Genomic DNA, 18,004 nt, shown 5'->3' on the forward strand with positions numbered 1-18,004 from the left:
CCGCGCAACGAGACCACCATGTTCACCAAGATCCTGATCGCCAACCGTGGCGAAATCGCCTGCCGCGTCATCGCTACCTGCCAGCGCCTGGGCATCGCCACCGTGGCGGTGTACTCCGACGCCGACCGCAACGCGCGCCACGTGCGCCTGGCCGACGAGGCCATCGCGATCGGCCCGGCGCCGGCGCGCGAGAGCTACCTGCGCGGCGACGCCATCCTGGCCGCCGCCCGCCGCACCGGCGCGCAGGCGATCCATCCTGGCTACGGCTTCCTCTCGGAGAACGCCGGCTTCGCGCAGGCCTGCGCCGAGGCGGGCATCGTGTTCATCGGCCCCTCTGCGGCGGCGATCCGCGCGATGGGCGACAAGAGCGCGGCCAAGGCGCTGATGCAGCAGGCCGGCGTGCCGCTGACCCCGGGCTACCACGGCGACGAGCAGATCCCCGAGTTCCTGCGCAAGCAGGCCGACAGCATCGGCTACCCGGTGTTGATCAAGGCCAGCGCCGGCGGCGGTGGCAAGGGCATGCGCCGCGTGGATGACAGCGCCACCTTCACCGAGGCGTTGGCCAGCTGCCAGCGTGAAGCGCAGTCCGCCTTCGGCAACGCACACGTGCTGGTCGAAAAGTATGTCGAGCGTCCGCGCCACATCGAGATCCAGGTGTTCGGCGACAGCCACGGCAACGTGGTGTACCTGTTCGAGCGCGACTGCTCGGTGCAGCGCCGCCATCAGAAGGTGCTCGAAGAAGCGCCTGCGCCCGGCATGACGCCCGAGCGCCGCGCCGCGATGGGCAAGGCCGCCGTCGATGCCGCGCGCGCGGTCAACTACGTCGGCGCGGGCACGGTGGAGTTCATCGCCGGCCCCGATGGCGATTTCTACTTCATGGAAATGAACACCCGCCTGCAGGTGGAACACCCGGTCACCGAGTGCATCACCGGCACCGACCTGGTGGAATGGCAGCTGCGCGTGGCCAGCGGTGAGCCACTGCCGCTGCAGCAGGATCAGCTGCAGATCCGCGGGCATGCACTGGAAGCCCGCCTGTACGCCGAAGATGCCGACCGCGGTTTCCTGCCCTCCACCGGCACCCTGCGCCACCTGCGCCTGCCGGCCAACACCGCGCACGTGCGCGTGGACGCCGGTGTCGAGCAGGGCGATGCGATCACCCCGTTCTACGACCCGATGATCGCCAAGCTGATCGTCTGGGATGTCGACCGCGACGCCGCGCTGCGCCGCATGCAGCAGGCCCTGGCCGAGTGCGAAGTGGTCGGCGTGACCACCAATGCCGCCTTCCTGCGCCGGCTGGTGATGACCGATTCGTTCACCCAGGCCAAGCTGGACACCGCGCTGATCGAGCGCGAGCAGGCCGCCCTGGCCCCCAACGACGGCGACAGTGATCCGGCGCTGTTGGCGCTGGCCGCGATTGCCGGCGTGGCCACCAGCGAAGCCGCCCGCCGTGATGCGCGTGACCCGCACTCGCCGTGGCAGGCCCAGGACGGCTGGCGCCTCGGCGCGGCCGCTGCACGCGCGCTGACGCTGGAGCACCGGGGCGCGCAGCGCAGCGTCACCGTGCAGGGCGCGGGCGCGGGCGAACAGTGGACCGTCCACATGGACGGCAACGCGCTCGCGGGCAGCGGTGGTTTGGACGGTGATGCACTTCGCGTACAGATCGGCGTGCAGCTGCACCGCGCCACCGTCATCCGCGACGGCAACGAGCTGTACCTGTTCGGCAGCGAAGGCGTGCAGCGCTTCACCCTGCATGATCCGGTCAGCGAAGCGGACCAGTCCGTTGCCGATGCTGGCAGCCTGGTCGCGCCGATGCCGGGCCGTATCGTCGCCACACTCGTGTCACCGGGCACGGCGGTCAAACGCGGCGCGCCGCTGCTGGTGCTGGAAGCGATGAAGATGGAGCACACGCTGCAGGCACCCGCCGATGGCACCGTGCAGGGCTACCGGGTGAAAGCCGGAGACCAGGTGGGCGATGGGGCGGTGCTGGTGGATTTCGAGGCGGGGTGAGTCACCCGGTTGGCGGCTCGGCAGTGAGTACCGGCGTCCACACCTGGCCGCCGGGGTCGAACTCAGAGGTCGACATCTGCTGTGCGCGCCAGCCTACGCCACACACGGCGAGCGGGCTGAGCTGCATGGGATCCATGCCGAGCACCTGCTCGATATCCTGTTCGTTGATCGCGGCCGTAACAAAGGCCCCCAGGCCCTGTTCGGTCGCGCAGGTCAGCAGCAGCTGCGAGATGTGGCCAACATCCAGGATCACCGCGCGGTAGGCCTTGGGATGGTGGCGGTACTTCCAGTAGGTGCGCGCGAACCGGGGGGCCAGCACGATCAGCACCGGCGCATCGGCAAACCAGTGTTGGCCTGCGGTGAACAACGCCGCCAGCTCTGCCATGGACCGCGCATCGGAAGGCAGGGCGGACACGCCGTGCGAGGCAGGATCGTAGTGATACAGACCCGCCTGGAGACCCTCGACATGCTGCACCAGCAGATACGCTTCGGTGGGATGCAGGCCCCCGGCGGACGGTACGTTCTTTTTGAGAAACACCGCGTCTTCTTCGACCACCTGCCGTCCAGTTTCAGCCAGGGTGCGCTGCAGCAGTCGTGACAGCTCGGCCAGCGGCAGTGGCTGCGCCGTATCGAAGTTGCGGCAGGTGCTGCGCTCGCGCAGGCTGCGGTCGAACGCCTCCTCGGGCTGGCGTGGCAGGCGACGAGGTTCTCCTGCGTGGGGAGCCAACGCGGGCGGTGGCGGCCCAAGGTGTGCACGCAGCCCCGCCGCGGTGTGCAGTCCCGCCGATTCCAGGGCTTTCACGCTGTCCTGGCCCTGCCAGCGGCCCTGCCAATGGAGCATGGCGGCCGGTCCCCACCACGGCACCTGCCGCAGCTGCGCTTCACGTTCAGCCAACGCGTCGCGATCTGCGCCCTGTGCCTGGACCAGCCCGTGCGCCAGCAGGTAGCGCAGATCGCTGTCATCTCCCCCGGCGGGCCGTGGCTCCCATCGCTCCGGGTCGAGACGTCCCAGCAGCAGCACCTGTGACTCATTGAGCTCGACCGGCGCCGGCAGGTGCGGTGCCAGCGCCGTCCAGACACTGCGCAGAGTCATGCCCGTACCACCGGATACCAGCGCGCGCAGATCGAAGGAGGTCTGCTGTCGGGGCTCGAGGTAGAGGGTGCGGCATCGGCGCAGGTGGAGGGTATCGTGCATGGGCAGCCAGAAAGGGAAGCATCGCGTGTTCCAGTGTGTCGGCCGGGATCGCCAAAGATGAAGGCCGATGATCATCGGGCGACTCAAGCGCTTCACGCGCCGGCCGCTATCGATCGCGGCTGTAACGTCACACCCCGGCCTGCGCGTACGCCCCCTCCTTCCCTCCGCTATCTCCGAGACATCCCACATGACCAGCACTTCTCCGCCGCTTTCCTCCAACGATGCCGTACAGCTGCTGGATCTGCTCAGCAGCGACGATACGTTCCGTACCCTGTTCCAGGCCGATCCCGCCGCCGCGCTGGCGACCATCAGCGCCGAGGCGGGCGCGGCATCGTGCGACTGCGAATCAGGCGGTCCGCTGGCCAGCAAGGAAGAATTCCTGGCCGCTCGCACGCGCCTGCTCGCCCACCTGACCGCCACCAGCTCCTTCAGCTTTCCGCACTGTTTCGTCAGCGGTGACATCGACTCACAACTGCAGCGCAAGCCGCAGCCCTGAGGTCTGGCGGTTACTGCAACGACGTCGCGTCCAGACGTCGTTGTGCGGCCCGGCTGTCATGGACATTCAGCGCCTGCAGGAGATAGGAACCGGCGTTCTCCGCGTAGGCCCTGCCGCGTTGTGTCGCCAGCCAGCGTTGCTCGGCGGCGGCAGCCACCTGGTCCCCGGCGGCCACCAGGCTGTCCTGCAGGGCGACGTGGACCTGGAACAACTCGCTGCCGTCGATGAGCGCGCGCAAGCGCTGCACCGATTGCGCAGCCCGGCCATCCACGCGATCCTGGTTGGCCACCAGCACCGCCACCATCTGCGTTCCACGCGGGTCATCCAGTGCCTTGGCAAGTCGCTGCAGATGCGGCAACTGGCGACGTGCCACGTCATAGAGCTCGGCGCGTTGCGCGAGATAGGCCGAGGCAGCGGCCATGTACAGCCACTCTCCCCGCTCGCCTGCCGCAGGATCGGCCGCCTGCGCGATCATGGTGGCGATAAGCTGCTCATATTCGTGTGCGCCGGCCTTTCGCACGGCAATGCTGGCCAGCGAAAGCGACTGCGCCTGGAACATTCCGCAGATCCGCGCATTGTCACCACAGTGGCGCAGCGCACCTGCATTGGCCCGCAGTGCCGCCGCCGGCTCGCCTGCGTCCAACGCGACGGCGGTGCCCTCCAGGTGCATGGCAAGATCATCCTCCCGAGCGGCGGCAAGCATGCGCTGGGCGCCCACCAGGTCGCCATGAGCGGCGAGCGCGGCGACCATGTGGCGGTTCACTGACCATTGACCGATCCGTGCGGATTGACGATAGCTGCGCAGTGCCGCATCGGCGTGATTCTGCGCCAGCTCGGCGCGACCGAGCGCCTGCAACGCCATGGCCTGCAACGGGTTCTGTGCGACAGCGGCCTTGCGTGCAGCCTGCTCGGACTCGCTATACCGCCCCACGCTCAGCATGGACCAGGCGTAGTTGGCATGGGCGCCGTGGTAATCGGGATAGAGATCGCCCAAGAGCTTCCACTTTTCGGCCGTGGCGAGTGTTCCGGCGCCGTTGAGATCGGCATCCCAGGCGTCCATGTACAGCCGATCCCGCCCTGACAAGCGACCGGCAGCGCGTTTTGCCGCGGCCAGCGATTGCCGGGCCCCTTCAGGATTGCCCCGGCCCCACTGGATGCGCAGCTGTGCCAGGTAGGCGAACGCGAAGTCCGGATCGAAACGCACCGCCTGCCCGAAAAACCGCTGCGCGTCGTCATAGCGTCCATCGCCGTATGCTTTGACGCCCATCGCGTAGGCATGCAGCGCATCCAGGCTGGCCGTCGCCACCTTGGGCAGCGGCATCGAGTCCCGCGAGATGTCATGCATGGCCTCGCCGAGCTCCACGCGCATCTGAGCCACGACGTCATCGGTGGATCCCAGCAGGGATTCCATGCCGCGGCCATCGGCATGGTCGGACCACGCCGTATTGCCGGTGTTGGGATCGATCAGTTCCAGTGAAACACGCAGCCGCCCATGCACTTCGGCCACGGTGGGTACGATCACGGCTCTGGCACCCTCACGCAGCGCGACCTCGATCGCCGCGTCGCGGTCCAGCGCTCCACCTTCGCGACGCATCCGCTCCAGCGTTTCCTGCACCTTCATGTCGCTGAGCACATTGACGTAACGCGACTGCTCCAGAGAAATGCGGAACGCCTGTTGAAGACTGTCGTCCAGCAGTGCATTGCCGGTCAGGTTATGGAGGTTGCCCAGTACCACCCAATCCCGTTCGCCGAAGGCAATGGCCGGCGTCGGGCGTAGAAAGGCCCAGGTACCGAAGACCATGCCTGCCACCAGCGCCACCTCGGCCAGCAGTGTCATCGGCCGGCGCCACAGCGGCACGGCACGGCGGGCCTTGGGGCTGCCGCGTGGGGCACGCAGCGGCGCAAACTCCGGTTCGCCCACTTCATGGATGTCCTGGCGACCGGGCATGCCCTTGAACCGCCAGCCGCCGTGCGATTTCCACACCAGTCGCTCGCCACGCTCCCCCAGCTCGCCCACCGCGCGATGGGTCAGCGATTCGGCCACGGCCGAGAGCAGGATCTGCCCGGGCCGGGCAAGGGCCATCAGGCGCGCGGCCATCGGCTTGGCCAGGCCCTCGACCTCCAGCGATTTGGCCCCAACCTTGATCGCCTCGGGGCTGTTTTCCCAGGTCAGCACTTCGCCGACGTGCAGGCCCGCGCGTGCGCGCAGCACGATGTTGCGTTGCTTGCCGATCTCCTGCAGGCCGCGCTGGTAATCCAGCGCAAAGCCGAGACCATCGATGGCGCGCTCGAACAACAGCAGCAGGCCATCGGAACGATCGATCAGGCGACCATTCCACTGTTGCTGCAACACCAGCACCAGCCGGTCATGCGCCTGGAACAGCTCGGCCGCCGCCGCATCGCCAATCCGCTCCACCAGGATCAACGAGTCGCACAGATCGGTGAACAGCAGCGCCCGCATCTGCGGGGCCTGGGTCGACGTTCCGTTGTCGCCGTTCATGCCGATCTCCCGATCAGGGTGTGGCGGTCGCTGATCGCGACCAGTGCAATCGGTTGCCGCCCAGCCGTTTGGCCTGGTACAGCGCATTGTCGGCGCGGGCGTACCACTCGCTCCAGTCGGTCTGCGGGTCGATCAGACAGACCCCGATGCTGACCGGGCACACATGCGGCACGCCATGCGCACGGCCGATCAGGCCATGCACCGCGCTGAGAATGAACTCGGCGGCGTGCTGCAGGCTGTCCTGGTCGGCGCTGCGCAGCAGCAGGCAGAATTCGTCGCCGCCCAGCCGGCAGGCCACGTCCGGCTCGGTGGCCACCGAGCGCAGGATGTTGGCCACGCTCTGCAGCACGCGGTCGCCGGCCTGGTGGCCGTGCACATCGTTGACCTGCTTGAACTGGTCGCAGTCGATCAGCAGCAGGCCCTGCGGCGCGCTGTTTTCCTGCGCACGGCAGTCCTGAAGGTAGAGCGCGAGGCCACGCCGGTTGTGCAGGCCGGTCAGCTCGTCGGTGCGCACCAGCTCGCGGGTGTGGGTGAGCTGGTGAGTGGTGACGTAGAGGTTGTCCAGCGCGGTTTCGAGATCGTGGTTGCGGCGGCGCAGCTGGCGGATCAACACCTGCTCGTTGCTCACCACCCGCATGATCGTGCGGCGCAGGAAGTAGGCCAGCAGACCAGGGTCGCGGTCGACCAGACGCTGGAAATCGTCGTGGTCCAGTTCCAGCACGATGCTGTCCTCGACCGCACGCGCGCCGGCCGTGCGCTGGTGGTCGCCGATCAGCAGGCCCAGCTCGCCGAAGAACTCATTGGGACCGAGTGACTTCACGACGAGGTCTTCGCCGAAGTCCAGTTCGATGCAGCCGCTGACGATCACGTACATCGTGTTGCCGGCGTGGCCGCGATGGAACAGATGGGTGCCTGAGGGCAGCTTGCGTTGCCGGCCGAATTCGGAGAACAATGCGGACTCGCCGTTGCTCAGGATGGCGTGCACGATCTCAGCCATCGCCTTGCGGTCGATGTCTGGTTCCTGTTCGCACATGATCGCCGCCGCACCCTTGCCGGTCATTTCCGAACACCCGCTTTTCAGCGTCCCCCTGGTGAGCGATGGAGGATAGCACTCCTCAAAACTGTGCGCCCTATCCCATTTCCGACTTTTACCCCCCAAGATCGTGAAAACACGCGTGTTCTACCGCGTGTGACGATGTGAAGAGGCGGGTCCCGAGACGACGCAGGGCGGCCGATCCCCGACCGGCCGCCCTGTGGGCCTTCCTTGGCCGCCCTTCCTGGATCAGGCCGCCCGTTCGGCGTTGAACTGCTCTTCCTCGGTGGACCCGCTCAGGGCGGTGGTCGAGGACTGGCCCTGCTGGATCGCCTGGGTCACCGCGTCGAAGTAGCCGGTGCCGACCTCGCGCTGGTGCTTGACCGCCGTGAAGCCGCGGTCGGCGGCGGCGAACTCGGCCTCCTGCAACTCCACGAAGGCGCTCATCTGGCGGCGGGCGTAGCCGTGGGCCAGGTTGAACATCGAGTAGTTCAGGGCGTGGAAGCCGGCCAGAGTGATGAACTGGAACTTGTAGCCGTATTTGGCGATCTCCTTCTGGAAGGTCGCGATGGTGGCGTCGTCCAGGTTCTTCTTCCAGTTGAAGCTGGGCGAGCAGTTGTAGGCCAGCAGCTTGCCCGGGAACTTGGCATGGATGGCCTCGGCGAACTGGCGGGCGAACGCCAGGTCCGGCTTGCCGGTCTCGCACCAGATCAGGTCGGCATAGGGGGCGTAGGCGAGGCCGCGGCTGATCGCCTGGTCCAGGCCGTTGCGGGTCTTGTAGAAGCCTTCCACGGTGCGTTCGCCGGTGGTGAACGGCTGGTCGTTGCCATCGACATCGCTGGTCAGCAGGTCGGCGGCTTCGGCATCGGTACGGGCCACCAGCAGGGTCGGCACGCCCATCACGTCGGCGGCCAGGCGCGCGGCGTTGAGCTTCTCGATGGCCTCGCGGGTCGGCACCAGCACCTTGCCGCCCATGTGCCCGCACTTCTTGACCGAGGCCAGCTGGTCTTCGAAGTGCACGCCCGCCGCGCCGGCCTCGATCATCGCCTTCATCAGTTCGAAGGCGTTCAGCACGCCGCCGAACCCGGCTTCGGCATCGGCCACGATCGGCTGCAGGAAGTCGATGTCATCCTTGCCTTCGGCATGGTGCAGCTGATCAGCACGCAGCAGGGTGTTGTTGATGCGCTTGACCACCGCCGGCACCGAATCGGCCGGGTAGAGCGACTGGTCCGGGTACATCTGGCCGGCCAGGTTGGCATCGGCGGCGACCTGCCAGCCGGACAGGTAGATCGCGTTCAGGCCGGCCTTGACCTGCTGCATGGCCTGGTTGCCGGTCAGCGCGCCCAGCGCGTTGACGAAGTCCTTTTCCTGCAGGTACGTCCACAGCTTCTCCGCGCCCAGCCGCGCCAGCGAGTGCTCCACGTGCACGGTGCCACGCAGGCGCACCACGTCGGCGGCCGTGTAGTTGCGGGTGATCCCGGCCCAGCGCGGGTCGGTGTTCCAAGCGTGCTGGATCTGTTCGGCGGTCTGCAGGGTGCTCATGTCGAATCTCCAAAGGGAACGGATGCGGTAACAGCAGGTGGATGGCGGGTGGTCAGTCGAGGCGGTCGTAGGCGGGCAGAGTCAGGAAGTCGGTGAGCGCTTCGCGGCGGCTGAGGTCGGCCAGCAGCGCGATGGACTCGGGGATGCGGGCGCTGCCGGGCAGCGCGGCGGTATCGCCCAGCCGCGCCGGCAGCTGGGCCAGGGTGGCGTCGAGCAGGGCCAGGTCGATGGCGGTGCCGTCGTCCAGGTGCTGGCCGGCGGTATGCAGCCACTGCCACAGCTGGCTGCGGCTGATCTCGGCGGTGGCCGCGTCTTCCATCAGGTGGTGGATCGGCACGCAGCCGTTGCCGTCCAGCCAGGCGGCCAGGTAGCGCACACAGACCTCGACGTTGCCCTCGAAACCGGCGCGGGTGATGGTGCCGGTGGGCGCGGCGATCAGATCATCGCGGCCCACCTGCACATCGTTGCGCAGCACGCGGTGCTGGTTCGGTCCGGGCATGTGTTCGTCGAAGATCGCCTGCGCGACCGGGATCAGCGCGGGGTGCGCGACCCAGGTGCCGTCATGGCCGGCGGTGACTTCGCGCAGCTTGTCCGCCCGCACCCGCGCCATCGCCTGCTCGTTGGCGGCCGCGTCATGGTTGATCGGAATCTGCGCGGCCATGCCACCCATCGCATGCGCGCCACGGCGATGGCAGGTGCGGATCAGCAGCTCCGAATACGCCTTCAGGAACGGCTGGGTCATCGTCACCTGGCCGCGCTCGGGCAGCACCTTTTCGGCGTGCCGGCGGAAGGTCTTGATGTAGGAAAAGATGTAATCCCAGCGGCCACAGTTCAGGCCGACGATGCGATCGCGCAGCGCATGCAGGATCTCATCCATCTCGAACACCGCCGGCAGCGTTTCGATCAGCACGGTGACCTTGATCTGCCCATGCGGCAGGCCGAGCATGCCCTCGATGTGCGACAGCGCGGTCTCCCACAGTGCCGCCTCTTCCATGCTCTGCAGCTTGGGCAGGTAGAAGTACGGCCCCCGCTGCCTGCACATCAGCGTACGGGCGTTGTGGAAGGCGAACACCGCCGCATCGAACAGGCCACCGGCAATCGGCTGGCCATCGATGCGCACGTGCTTCTCATCCAGGTGCCAGCCACGCGGGCGGACGATCAGCACGGCCTGCTCGTTGAACGGCCGCAGCGTGTACTGCTTGCCCGGCTTCCCATCGACGGACGGGCCGGTGTAGGTCAGATCGCCCCGCACCGCGCCGATCAGCGCCTGCTGGCCGGCCAGCAGGTTGCGCCAGGCCGGGGCGGTGGAATCCTCGAAGTCGGCCATGAACACCTTGGCGCCGGAGTTCAGCGCGTTGATGACCATCTTCGGGTCGGTCGGGCCGGTGATCTCCACCCGACGGTCCTGCAGCGCCTCCGGCAGCGGGGCGACGTGCCAGTCGCTGGCACGGATCTCGGCGGTATCGGCACGGAAGTCCGGCAGGCCGCCGCCATCGAAGAAGGCCTGGCGGGCCACCCGTGCCTGCAGCCGGCGCTGACGCTCCGGCTCCACCGCCCGGTGCAGCGACACCAGCAGCGCCAGTACCCCCGCTGGCAGCAGCGCGGACTGGCCGGCCAGCTGGGTGGTCAGGGCAATGCCGGGGGTGGCCGGTGCATCGGCGGGGGTGGGCTGGGCGGTGGCGTAAGCGACGGCGGACATGGCGGGCTCCTGCGGTGCGGTTGAGCTCCACCGTGCGCCGCCGCGCCGATATTTGACAAAGCAGTTATTGCAATGGCTTACATAAGGTGGGCTTATACTCATGACGCCATGACCACGCCGCGCACGCTAAGCCCCCGGTTTTCCTATAAATCCGACCGGCTCAAGCCGCTGCGGGCGTTCTGCCAGACGGTCCGCCTGGGCTCAGTCTCACGGGCAGCTGAGGCTTTGTTCGTCAGCCAGCCGGCCATCAGCCAGCAGTTGCAGGCCCTGGAGCGCGAACTCGGGGTCAATCTGTTCGAGCGCAGCGGCCGCCGCCTGGTGCCCAGCCGCGAAGGCCAGCTGCTGTACGAGATGGCGCTGCCGCTGGTGGAGAACCTGGACGGGCTCGAGGCCAGCTTCCGTGACAAGGTCAAAGGGCTGGACGCCGGAGAACTCAACATCGCGGCCAACAGCTCGACCATCCTGTACCTGCTGCCGCGCATCGTGGAGCGCTTCCGCCAGCGCCACCCGGATGTCCGCCTGACCCTGCACAACGCGATCAGCGCCGACGGCACCGATCTGCTGCGCAGCGATGCGGCGGACCTGGCGGTGGGCTCGATGACCGACGTGCCGGCCGACCTCAGCTACGCCCCGGCCTACCGCTTCGAGCAGGTGCTGATCGCCCCGCCCGAGCACCCGCTGGCGCACGGCGAACTGAGCCTGGAGGCGATCTCGCAGTACCCGCTGGTGCTGCCGCCCAAGCGCCAGATCACCTACCGGCTGGTGGACCAGGTGTTCCAGCGGCATCGGCTGCCCTACACCGTGGCGCTGGAGGTGGGCGGCTGGGAAGTGATCAAGCAGTACGTGGCGATGGGCATGGGCATCTCGATCGTGCCGGCGCTCTGCCTCCACGATGCTGATCGCGAGAAGCTGGTGACGCGCTCGATGAGTGCGTGGTTCCCGGAGCGCAGTTACGGGGTGATCGTGCGGCGTGGACGTTTTCTGTCACCGCAGGCGCGGGCGTTCATCGAGCTGATCCAGCCGGATTTGTTCAGTCCGCGCAGCTATGATGAAAGTGGTCATTCCGAGCGCTGACGCACGCCCCATGTCCATCGAACTCCGCCACCTGCGCTACTTCCTGGCCGTCGCCGAGACACTGCACTTCGGCCGCGCGGCCGAGCGGCTGGGGATGTCGCAGCCACCGCTCAGCCAGCAGATCCGTCAGCTGGAAACGCTGCTCGGCGCGCGGTTGTTCCTGCGTGCGAACCGCCGCGTGGAACTGACCGACGCCGGTCGAGTGCTGCAGGAACAGGCGCGCGAGGTGCTGGCGCGGGTGGATACCGCGATCGATCTGACCCAGCGCGCGCAGCGCGGGGAAACCGGCGAACTGCGCATCGGTCTGACCCGGGCCACCCCGCTGTCCACGCAGATTCCGAGCGCGATCTTCGCCTACCGCCAGCAGTTTCCGCAGGTGCAGTTGAAGCTGCGCGAGATGAACACCCTGCAGCAGATCGATGCGCTGATGGCCGGCGAACTGGATGTCGGGTTGATCCGCAAACGTGCCCTGCCCGCGCCGCTGATGTCACGCAAACTGTTCAGTGATCCGCTCGCGCTGGTGGTGCACGACCAGCATCCGCTGGTACGTGAGTTGCCGGCCGATGCGGCGGTGGCGCTGCGGCTGTTCGCGCATGAGCCGTTCGTCGGGTTCCTGCGCGAGGTCGGCGCGGGCATCCACGATCACTTCATCGCGTTGTGCCGGGGCGCCGGCTTCACGCCGCGCATCGTGCAGGAAGCCGGGGAAGCCTCGACACTGATCAGCCTCGCGGCCTCAGGGTTGGGGGTAACGGTGCTACCCGCCTCGTGCAGCCATATCCAGGTGGACGGCGCGCGCTTCGTCGCACTCAGTGATCGAGCGGCCAGTTCGGAAGTGCACGTGGCTTGCCGCCGCGGCACAGCGTCGCCGTTGATCGGTCACTTCACCCGGCTCCTGCAGGGCGTCAGCGGCTGAGCGCAAGCGCGGCGGCGGCCGGTTGCACGCGCTGGCCGAGTCGCCACGCGATCACGCCACCGGCCACGGTCAGTACGCCGACGAAACCGCACACGCCCAGCCAGTCCCAATGCGTGTAGAACACACCGCCAAGCACGCCGGCCACGCTGGAGCCCAGGTAGTAGGCGAACAAATACAGGGCGGACGCTTCGGCGCGCATCGCACCGGCGCGGCTGCCAACCCAGCTGCTGGCCACCGAGTGGCCGCCGAAGAAGCCGAACGTCACCAGCGCGATGCCGGCCGCCATGCAGCCCAGCCACGGCATCGCCAGCAGCACGATGCCCAGCGCGATCAATCCGTAGCAGATCGCCAGCACGCGGCTGCGGCCATGGCGGTTGGCCTGCTGCCCCATCCACGCCGAGCTGAAGGTGCCGACCAGATACACGCTGAAGATCAAACCGACCACGGTCTGGCTGAGGCCATACGGCGGCGCCAGCAGGTGGAAGCCGAGGTAGTTGTAGAGGGTGACGAACACGCCCATCAGCACGAAGGCGGTCGCGAACAGCCACGGCAGACCGGGATCGCCGAACAGGCTGCGCCAGCGCGCCGGCAGTTCGCGCAGTCCCCCGCGACGGCTCTGGAAGTGGCGTGACGGCGGCAGCTGGATCCATAGCAGCACGGTACTGAGCAGCGCGATCAACGAGACCACGCCAATGCCCCAGCGCCAGCCCCAATGGTCGGCGACGATGCCCGCGATGAGACGACCGCTCATGCCACCGATCGCGTTGCCGCCGATGTACAGGCCCATCGCCAGGCCCAGCGCGCGGCTGTCCATTTCTTCGGCGAGGTAGGTCATGCCCACCGCCGGTACGCCACTGAGCGCGATGCCGAGCAGCGTGCGCAGCACCAGCAGCGTAGTCCAGTCATCCACCATCGCGGTGGCGACAGACAACACGCTGGACGCCAGCAACGCCGCGACCATCACGCTGCGGCGCCCGATGCGGTCGGAGATCAATCCCGCGATCAGCATCGAGACCGCCAGCAGACCGGTGGTCAGCGACAGGGTCAGCGCACTGTTGGCTGCGGAGACGCCGAAGTGGCGACTGAATTCGGGCAGCAGCGGCTGCACCGTGTAGAGCAGCCCGAAGGTGGAGAAGCCGGCCAGGAACAGCGCGGCCGCCGTGCGCCGGAAGGCCGGGGTGCCCTGCTGGATCTGATCGCCGTCCGCCGCTGCGGTGGCCGGGGAGCTGCGATCGGGGACCGCTGCGGTGTCGCCATTCATGCCGGTAAGGCCCGCGTGGACGGGCCGGAGCGAGGAGTCAGCGCTCAGGATAGGCAGCGCCTGCAGGTCGATCCATAACCTGATAGGTCTGAATCGAGACGATCCAGATATCGATTTAGATCGTGGCCGGGATTACAGCGCCTGCCAGGTCAGGCCTTCCCCACGGCGGTAGTAGACGTGCGACGCCTTGCCATACAGCGCGCTGGCCTGGACCAGGCCGAAGAAGCGGCCGTCGGCGCTGTTGCCGCGGTGGTCGCCGAGCATCAGCACCTCGCCCGCCGGGACGGTCAGCCCGGTGATATCGGGCCCGCCGCCCTGGCCCAGATCCAGCTGCGCCAGATGCTGGCCGAAGTCTTCGATCTCGCCGACGCCGGCCTGGGCCAGCGGATGGCCATTGATGCTCAGGTGACCATCGTGCAGCTCGACCCGATCCCCGCCGACCGCCGCGATGCGCTTGATCAGGCGGGTGCCGTCCTGCGGTGAATCGAACACCGCCACGTCACCCCGCTGCGGCTGGCCGGTGTGCAGCAGCTCCATCGAGGTGAACGGCAGGCGCACGCCGTAGGCACGCATGTCCACCACCACCCGGTCGCCCGGCATCAGCGTGTGCTGCATCGAGCCGCTGGGCACCTGGTAGTGATTGGCCAAGGTGTCGCGCGCCGCGGCGAGCAGGCCGAGCATCACCAGCAGCGGCAGGGCTTCCTTCTTCAGCCAGCGCAGCAGGCGATGGTCGGTGGGGGCAGCGGCGGCGGGGGTGTCCATACGGGCGCTCCAGGAAGTGTGTGGCTGTGACCGGATGGACGGCGGGCAAGTTCCCTGCCCCGCGCTGAAAAAGCTACGCACTGTTTACGCAGGGGCCGCCCGGTCGGCATCGCGGTTTTACGGGGCGCGGCCGCATCGTGGCGACACCGCGCCAAAGGGCGCTTCGAAGAGACGTTCCATGACCATCCTGCTGATCCGGCACACACCGTCGAACGCCGTGCCGGACGCGTCGCCGCTGCCTGCGCGGGTCGCCGGGCACCGCCTGGCCTGCCGCGACTGCGACTCCCTGCCGGCCCTGGTGCGCTGTCTGCAGCGTGCCCAGCGCAGCCGCCCGGCGCTGGTCCTGATCGCCACCGCAGCGGTCGATGCACCGCAGTGGGCTCGTTATGGCCAGGCGCTGCGCACCGCGCTGGAGGACCTGCCGGCGCCGTACATCGAGATGGCCAGCAACGACGACGACGCGCTGGACGAGCACCTGCATCCGCAGCACGCCCCGGCCGCTCGGGTGGTGTGCAGCAGCGGCCGCCAGGATGCGTGTCGCCTGTCGCTGGCGATCGCCGCCCATCGCCTGCACGCCGTGGAGGGCTGAGCCATGTCGATCTTCATCATCCGCGGGCCGGAAGCGGCCGGGCAGCTGATCCGTACCGCGCAGCCGCTGCCGCCGCTCGTTCTCAAATCCCTGGTGCACCGTGCGATCGATGCGGGCACCTCGGTGGCGATCCGCGCGTGCGGCTCGGAGCAGGAGTTGCTGGACGCCCTGCGCGTGGCCGATCACAGCCGTGGCGAAGTCACCCTGCTCGATCCGGGTGCTTGGGTGGACAGCGCGCGCCTGCAGCGCCTGCTGCCGCATCTGCACAACGCCTACGTGGAAGTGCACGACGACGATGCGCGCGCACCGGAAGCGTGCCTGCCAGCGGATGTGGGCCAGCGCATCGGCGTGGCGCGTGGCTACTGCGCGCAGAGTTACATGCACGCGCTGGAGATCGCGCTGGATCACCTGGGGTGCAGTGAGATCGCCGAAGGCGTGCACGTGGGGACGTGATGCGCGGAGTCGGTGGGGCGGGTGCTGGGCCCCTATGCCCTTGGAGGCGAAATAAAGGGGGAGGCGGCGGCCGCAGGCCGACGCCGGAGGACATTCGCCGGAAAGGGCATAGGGGCCCAGCGCCCGCCCCAGCGGAGCCGCAACCAAAAAAAACGGCAGGGTTTCCCCTGCCGTTTTCGTTTCAGCGTGTACCGGTGGCAGGCGTATCGGCCAGTCACCGGCGTACCGACCAACGGTCGGTACCTACCGGGATGCCGCGATTATTTCAGGCCACGATTGACCAGCAGCGGCTCCACCGACGGATCCTTGCCGCGGAACTCGCGGTACAGATCGGCCAGCTCCACGCTGTTGCCGCGCGAGAGGATCTTGTCGCGGAAGACCTGGCCGTTCTCCGGGGTCAGGCCGCCGTTCTCCTTGAACCACTCGAAGGCATCATGGTCCAGCACCTCGGCCCAGAAGTAGGCGTAGTAACCGGACGAATACCCGCCACCCCAGATGTGATCGAAGTAGCTGGTGCGGTAGCGCGGCGGCACCTGCGGCAGGTCGACCTTGAACTTCTTCAGCGCGGCCGCTTCAAACGGGGCGACGTCCTGCAGCTTGGCGTCGGCCGGCTGGGTGTGCCAGGCCAGGTCGAGCAGGGCCGCCGAGAGATACTCGGTGGTCGCATAGCCCTGGTTGAAGGTGCGGGCCTTGAGGATCTTGTCGACCAGCGCCTGCGGCATCGGCTCGCCGGTCTTGTAGTTCTTGGCGTAGTTGGCGAAGACCTTCGGGTCCAGCGCCCAGTGCTCGTTGAACTGCGAGGGGAACTCGACGAAATCGCGCGAGGTGCTGGTACCGGCGATGGACGGGTACTTCACCTTCGAGAACATGCCGTGCAGCGCATGGCCGAACTCATGGAACATCGTGGTCACGTCATCGAAGCTCAGCAGCGCGGGCTGGCCAGCGGCGGGCTTGGTGAAGTTGCACACGTTGTAGACCACCGGCTTGGCACCGGTCAGGCCGTCCTGTTCGACGAACACGTCCATCCAGGCGCCACCGGACTTGCTGTCACGCTTGAAGTAGTCGGTGTAGAACAGGGCCAGCGAGGTGCCGTCCTTGTCGAACACTTCGTAGACCTTCATGTCCGGGTGGTAGGTGGGGATATCGGTGCGCGGCTTGAAGGTGATGCCGTACAGCTGCGTGGCGGCGTAGAAGACGCCGTTCTGCAGCACGTTGTCCATCTCGAAGTACGGCTTGATCTGCGATTCGTCCAGGTCGTACTGCGCCTTGCGCACCTGTTCGGCGTAGAAGTCCCAATCGGAGGCAGCGAGCTTGAAACCGCCCTTCTGCGCATCGATCACCTTCTGCATTTCGCTGATCTCGCCACGCGCCTTGGCGGTGGCGGCCGGCACGGTGTCGGTCAGCAGCTTGAGCGCGGCGGCCGGGGTCTTGGCCATCTGGTCGGCCAGGCTGTAGGCGGCATAGTTCTCGAAGCCGAGCAGCTTGGCCTTCTGCGCGCGCAGCTGGGCCAGGCGCTGAATGGTCTCGCGCGTGTCGTTGGCGTCGCCCTTTTCAGCACGGGTTTCCGACGCCTTGAGCACGGCGGCGCGCTGCTCGCGGTCGCTCAGCGAGCCGAGCACCGGCTGCTGGGTGGTGTTCTGCAGCGGCAGCAGGTACTTGCCATCGAGGTTGCGGGCCTTGGCATCGGCGGCGGCGGTGTTGATCGCATCCTCGTCCAGGCCGGCCAGCTTGGCCTTGTCATCGACGACCACGGCACCGGCGGCGGTCGCAGCCACCAGACGGGTGTGGAACTGCGTGGCCAGCGTGGTTTCTTCCACGTTGAGCTTGCGCAGCGAGGCCTTGTCGGCATCGTTCAACTGCGCGCCGGCGCGCACGAACTCCTGGTAGTCACGTTCGACCAGGCGCTTCTGCACCGGGTCCAGGCCCAGCGCATCGCGCTGGTCGTAGATGGTCTTGATGCGGGCGAACAGCTTCGGGTCGAGGTTGATCTCGTCCTGGTGTTCGGCCAGCTTCGGGGCGACTTCTTCCTGCACCTTCTGGCGTGCATCGTTGGTGTCGGCCTGGACCAGGCCGAAGAAGATGCGCGACACGCGGGTCAGCGTCTCGCCACTGCGCTCCAGCGCTTCGATGGTGTTGTCGAAGGTGGCCGGCTCGGGGTTGTCGGCGATCTTGCGGACTTCAGCCAGGTGCTGCTTCATGCCTTCGTTGAAGGCCGGCAGGTAGTCACTGTCCTTGATCCTGTCGAACGGCGGCGCCTGGAACGGCAGCGTGCTGGCGCTCAACAGCGGGTTGGCGGACGCATCGGCCGGCTGCTGGGTCGGGGCGGGCTGGGTATCGGTCACGGGGGTGGACTCCTTTCCGGAACAGGCCGCCAGCGCCAGGCTGATGGCAGCGGCCAAAACTACGGTACGCGACATGAAACGGGCTCCTTGGATGAGGGCGCGGGACGGAAAATCCCGCAGCCGGTCACCCTACTCCCA

General features: G+C 67.5%; 14 protein-coding genes. 6 read left to right on the plus strand and 8 right to left on the minus strand.

Going from position 1 to position 18,004, the window contains the following annotated elements; genetic code table 11:
* Positions 1 to 18 precede the first annotated feature (18 nt).
* Complete coding sequence (locus ABE546_RS03480) at positions 19 to 2,007, plus strand: acetyl/propionyl/methylcrotonyl-CoA carboxylase subunit alpha (RefSeq protein WP_346462713.1); 1,989 nt, start codon at positions 19 to 21, stop codon at positions 2,005 to 2,007.
* A 1-nt stretch (position 2,008) separates the two neighbouring features.
* On the opposite strand, the gene ABE546_RS03485 is transcribed toward ABE546_RS03480, so the two are convergent.
* Entirely contained in the window at positions 2,009 to 3,277 is a 1,269-nt protein-coding gene (locus ABE546_RS03485) for a putative peptide maturation dehydrogenase (protein WP_346462714.1), read from the minus strand.
* Positions 3,278 to 3,389: 112 nt separating this feature from the next.
* On the opposite strand from ABE546_RS03485, the gene ABE546_RS03490 reads away from it, so the two are divergent.
* Positions 3,390 to 3,698, plus strand: coding sequence for an NHLP-related RiPP peptide (locus tag ABE546_RS03490; protein ID WP_167390353.1), 309 nt, complete (start codon positions 3,390 to 3,392; stop codon positions 3,696 to 3,698).
* Positions 3,699 to 3,708: 10 nt separating this feature from the next.
* Here ABE546_RS03490 and ABE546_RS03495 read toward each other — a convergent pair whose 3' ends face one another.
* From ABE546_RS03495 to aceB, 4 genes are all read right to left on the minus strand, one after another.
* Positions 3,709 to 6,198, minus strand: a complete 2,490-nt coding sequence (locus ABE546_RS03495; RefSeq protein ID WP_346462715.1) for a putative peptide modification system cyclase — start codon at positions 6,196 to 6,198, stop codon at positions 3,709 to 3,711.
* A 13-nt stretch (positions 6,199 to 6,211) separates the two neighbouring features.
* Positions 6,212 to 7,258, minus strand: coding sequence for a GGDEF domain-containing protein (locus ABE546_RS03500; RefSeq protein WP_313208905.1), 1,047 nt, complete (start codon positions 7,256 to 7,258; stop codon positions 6,212 to 6,214).
* Between the two features lie 222 nt (positions 7,259 to 7,480).
* On the minus strand, positions 7,481 to 8,773 hold the full coding sequence (aceA, locus tag ABE546_RS03505) for an isocitrate lyase (RefSeq protein WP_346462716.1): 1,293 nt from the start codon (positions 8,771 to 8,773) through the stop codon (positions 7,481 to 7,483).
* 52 nt (positions 8,774 to 8,825) lie between these two features.
* Positions 8,826 to 10,472 carry a malate synthase A gene (aceB, locus tag ABE546_RS03510; RefSeq protein ID WP_346462717.1) on the minus strand — a complete coding sequence of 549 codons (1,647 nt, stop codon included), beginning with the start codon at positions 10,470 to 10,472 and terminating at the stop codon, positions 8,826 to 8,828.
* A gap of 108 nt (positions 10,473 to 10,580) precedes the next feature.
* On the opposite strand from aceB, the gene ABE546_RS03515 reads away from it, so the two are divergent.
* Together ABE546_RS03515 and ABE546_RS03520 are read left to right on the plus strand one after the other, a co-directional pair.
* On the plus strand, positions 10,581 to 11,546 hold the full coding sequence (locus ABE546_RS03515; protein ID WP_346462718.1) for a LysR substrate-binding domain-containing protein: 966 nt from the start codon (positions 10,581 to 10,583) through the stop codon (positions 11,544 to 11,546).
* A 10-nt stretch (positions 11,547 to 11,556) separates the two neighbouring features.
* Positions 11,557 to 12,459, plus strand: coding sequence for a LysR substrate-binding domain-containing protein (locus ABE546_RS03520; RefSeq protein ID WP_346462719.1), 903 nt, complete (start codon positions 11,557 to 11,559; stop codon positions 12,457 to 12,459).
* Here ABE546_RS03520 and ABE546_RS03525 read toward each other — a convergent pair.
* Together ABE546_RS03525 and lepB are read right to left on the minus strand one after the other, a co-directional pair.
* The gene (locus ABE546_RS03525) at positions 12,449 to 13,720 is read right to left on the minus strand and encodes an MFS transporter (RefSeq protein WP_346462720.1); all 1,272 of its coding nucleotides are present in this window, start codon (positions 13,718 to 13,720) and stop codon (positions 12,449 to 12,451) included. The two genes, ABE546_RS03520 and ABE546_RS03525, sit on opposite strands and share 11 nt — an antisense overlap.
* Positions 13,721 to 13,852: 132 nt before the next feature.
* Positions 13,853 to 14,482 carry a signal peptidase I gene (gene lepB / locus ABE546_RS03530; RefSeq protein WP_313219868.1) on the minus strand — a complete coding sequence of 210 codons (630 nt, stop codon included), beginning with the start codon at positions 14,480 to 14,482 and terminating at the stop codon, positions 13,853 to 13,855.
* Between the two features lie 178 nt (positions 14,483 to 14,660).
* Between lepB and ABE546_RS03535 the strand changes: the two genes are divergently transcribed.
* Both ABE546_RS03535 and ABE546_RS03540 read left to right on the plus strand, forming a co-directional pair.
* On the plus strand, positions 14,661 to 15,071 hold the full coding sequence (locus tag ABE546_RS03535) for a hypothetical protein (protein WP_313208910.1): 411 nt from the start codon (positions 14,661 to 14,663) through the stop codon (positions 15,069 to 15,071).
* Positions 15,072 to 15,074: 3 nt separating this feature from the next.
* The gene (locus tag ABE546_RS03540; RefSeq protein WP_346462721.1) at positions 15,075 to 15,524 is read left to right on the plus strand and encodes a 3-dehydroquinate dehydratase; all 450 of its coding nucleotides are present in this window, start codon (positions 15,075 to 15,077) and stop codon (positions 15,522 to 15,524) included.
* A gap of 260 nt (positions 15,525 to 15,784) precedes the next feature.
* Here the strand turns inward: ABE546_RS03540 and dcp are convergent, their stop codons facing one another.
* Complete coding sequence (dcp, locus tag ABE546_RS03545; protein ID WP_019184865.1) at positions 15,785 to 17,941, minus strand: peptidyl-dipeptidase Dcp; 2,157 nt, start codon at positions 17,939 to 17,941, stop codon at positions 15,785 to 15,787.
* Positions 17,942 to 18,004 lie beyond the last annotated feature (63 nt).

The organism is Stenotrophomonas sp. TWI377, from assembly GCF_039674525.1.
Lineage (GTDB): Bacteria > Pseudomonadota > Gammaproteobacteria > Xanthomonadales > Xanthomonadaceae > Stenotrophomonas.